Source organism: Paracoccus lichenicola (assembly GCF_009708075.1).
Lineage (GTDB): Bacteria > Pseudomonadota > Alphaproteobacteria > Rhodobacterales > Rhodobacteraceae > Paracoccus > Paracoccus lichenicola.
In genome coordinates this window covers 1-2,329 of record NZ_WMBT01000048.1, presented here as the reverse complement: position 1 = coordinate 2,329, position 2,329 = coordinate 1, and the positions used below count along the sequence as shown (strand labels likewise).

Genomic DNA, 2,329 nt, shown 5'->3' with positions numbered 1-2,329 from the left:
CGACCCCATGTCCTCCAGACGCCCGCCAACCTGCGCCCCGTAAAGGTCAACGCCAGCACGGCCGATGGTGAGGAGATCGAGGGGCTTGGGCATGGGGTCGGTCCTTGTCTCGGGGTCAGGCTTGCGCGGAAACGAAGGCCATGCTGGCCTTCAGCGCGCCCTTGGGGTCTGCGGCGTCATGCACTTCGGGGGCGAAAGGCTCGAAGCTGAAGGGGCCGTCATAGCCCGCGTCCAGCAGCGCGCGGATCTGGGCCAGGTTTTCCACCCGGTCCGCGCCGTCCACCAGCACCCGGTGCGCGTCCAGCATGTCGGCCACCGACACGGCGGGATCGGTCACGCCCGAGATGTGGACAAGGCCGGTCCAGTCCGGGAAGACCTCGGTCTCGCCCGCCAGATGGTGGTGGAAGGTGTCGTGCATCACCTTGTAGGTTCCCTCGCCCCCCGCCGCCTCGATGGCGCGGATCGCCTCGGCCTTGGTGCGCAGGGACGAGACGGGGAAGCCCAGAGGTTCGACCAGCCCGGTCAGCCCGCGCGTGTCGAGGATCGTCTTCATGGCCGTCAGCGCGCCCACCAGGCTGTCGAAGGTAACCTTCGTGCCGTCGTTCAGCGGGCACATCACCAGGGCCTTGGCCCCGCAGGCGGCGGCGTAATCGGCCATGTCCTCGGCCCGCGCGGGCAGGTCGCCCCCCCAGACGTTGAAGGGATACAGCGCGTTGATCGAGACGATGGTCACGCCCGCCTTTTCGGCCTCGGCCTTCACGTCCTCGGGGCGCCATGCGGACAGCACGTCGGGCAGGTCGTTGCGGATCTCGACTTCGGTGACGCCCAGCTCGCGCGCGGCGGCGAAGAAGTCGGGCAGCGGCAGCTTGGGCGCGGCGATGTGGTTCAGGGCAAAGCGCATGGAAACCTCAGGCGTAAAGGGCGGGGCGGTCGGGACAGGGGATGGCGACGCTTTCGCCCTCGGCTTCCTGCGCCTGGACGCAGGCGTCCGAGGCGACGGCGGCCATGTAGCCGTCCCACGAGGTCGGGCCTGATGCGGTGCCAAGCGCGGCCGCCTTCAGGAAGTCCTGCAACTCCACGTCATAGGACGCGACGAAGCGGTCCTTCCAGTCGGTCAGGATCGGGTTTTGCAGGCTGGCGTTCAGGCGCATCCTGATCGCCATCGGTTCGGGCAGCGATGCCACGCCGTCCTCGCCCACGACCTCGCACTGGATGTCGTAGCCGTAATGGCAGTTCACGAAAATTTCCGTGTTGATGACCACGCCCTTGGCGGTGGTCAGCGTCACGATCTGCGGGTCGCGCAGTTTCGCGTGGGTGCGCGCGCAGGAGCGGGGAAACGTCACGCGGGCCGAGACGTAATCGTCGTCCAGCAGCCAGCGGAACACGTCGATTTCGTGAATCAGCGTGTCGTGGATCGCCATGGGGGTGGTATAGGCTTCCGGCACGGTCGGGTTGCGATGCGCGGCATGGACCATGATCGGCGCGCCGGTTTGGGCCAGCGCGGCCTTCAGCGCGACATAGCCCTCGTCATAGCGGCGCATGAAGCCGACCTGGACCAGACGCTTGCCGTGCGCCACCTCGGCATCGACGATGCGCCTGGCGCCCTCGGCGGTCGTGGCCAGCGGCTTTTCGCAGAAGCAGGGCTTGCCGGCGGCGATGGCGGCCAGGACGTATTGTTCATGCGTCGCGCCCCAGGACGTGACCAGCACGGCGTTCACCTGATCCGAGGCGATCAGTTCCTCGCCCGTGGCGAAGACCGTGGCATCCGGGGCGATGTCGGCCTTGACGGCTTCGGCGGATGCGCGGTTCACGTCCGACAGCGCGGTGATGGTGCCGCCCGACAGCACCTGGTTGATGCGGCGGGCATGGTCGCGGCCGATGGCTCCGGTGCCGATGACACCAATTCTGACAGTCATTTTGTGGATCTCACTTCCAATACTGGTCGATGTATTTCTGCATTTCGGCGCGCATGAAGCGGCCCGAGTGGTCGGCGCGGTCTTCCCAGGCGAAGACGCAGGCGGTCATGATGCCGTCAAAGCCGATGGCCGCCAGGGTGCCGAAGAAGTCGTCCCAGGGCACCTCGCCCTGGCCGATGTCCAGGTGCTGGTGCACGCGCGCCTGCGTGCCCGGCGGGTTCAGGATGTAGCGCAGGCCCGAGGAGGCCTTGTGGTTGAAGGTGTCGCCCACATGCACATGGGCCAGCACGTCGGCGGCCTCGCGCAGCATCGCGGCCGTGTCGTCGCCGAAATAGAAGGTGTGCGGCGCGCAGTAGAGGAACTTGACGGACTTGCTGTTGACGGTGCGGATGATGTCCAGCGCGGGCTGGATC

General features: G+C 67.2%; 3 protein-coding genes. All 3 read right to left on the bottom strand.

Annotation, left to right across the window (positions count from 1 at the left end):
• Positions 1-115: 115 nt before the first annotated feature.
• Positions 116-901, bottom strand: a complete 786-nt coding sequence (locus tag GIY56_RS18240) for a TIM barrel protein (protein WP_154766250.1) — start codon at positions 899-901, stop codon at positions 116-118.
• 7 nt (positions 902-908) lie between these two features.
• Entirely contained in the window at positions 909-1,916 is a 1,008-nt protein-coding gene (locus GIY56_RS18235; RefSeq protein ID WP_154766249.1) for a Gfo/Idh/MocA family protein, read from the bottom strand.
• A 10-nt stretch (positions 1,917-1,926) separates the two neighbouring features.
• The coding region (locus tag GIY56_RS18230; protein WP_154766248.1) for a sugar phosphate isomerase/epimerase family protein at positions 1,927-2,329 on the bottom strand (403 nt) is incomplete at its 5' end.

Excerpts from the sequence above, each read along its gene's own strand:
- GIY56_RS18240 (WP_154766250.1), bottom strand. The coding sequence starts at position 901 with ATGCGCTTTGCCCTGAACCACATCGCCGCGCCCAAGCTGCCGCTGCCC.
- GIY56_RS18235 (WP_154766249.1), bottom strand. The coding sequence starts at position 1,916 with ATGACTGTCAGAATTGGTGTCATCGGCACCGGAGCCATCGGCCGCGAC.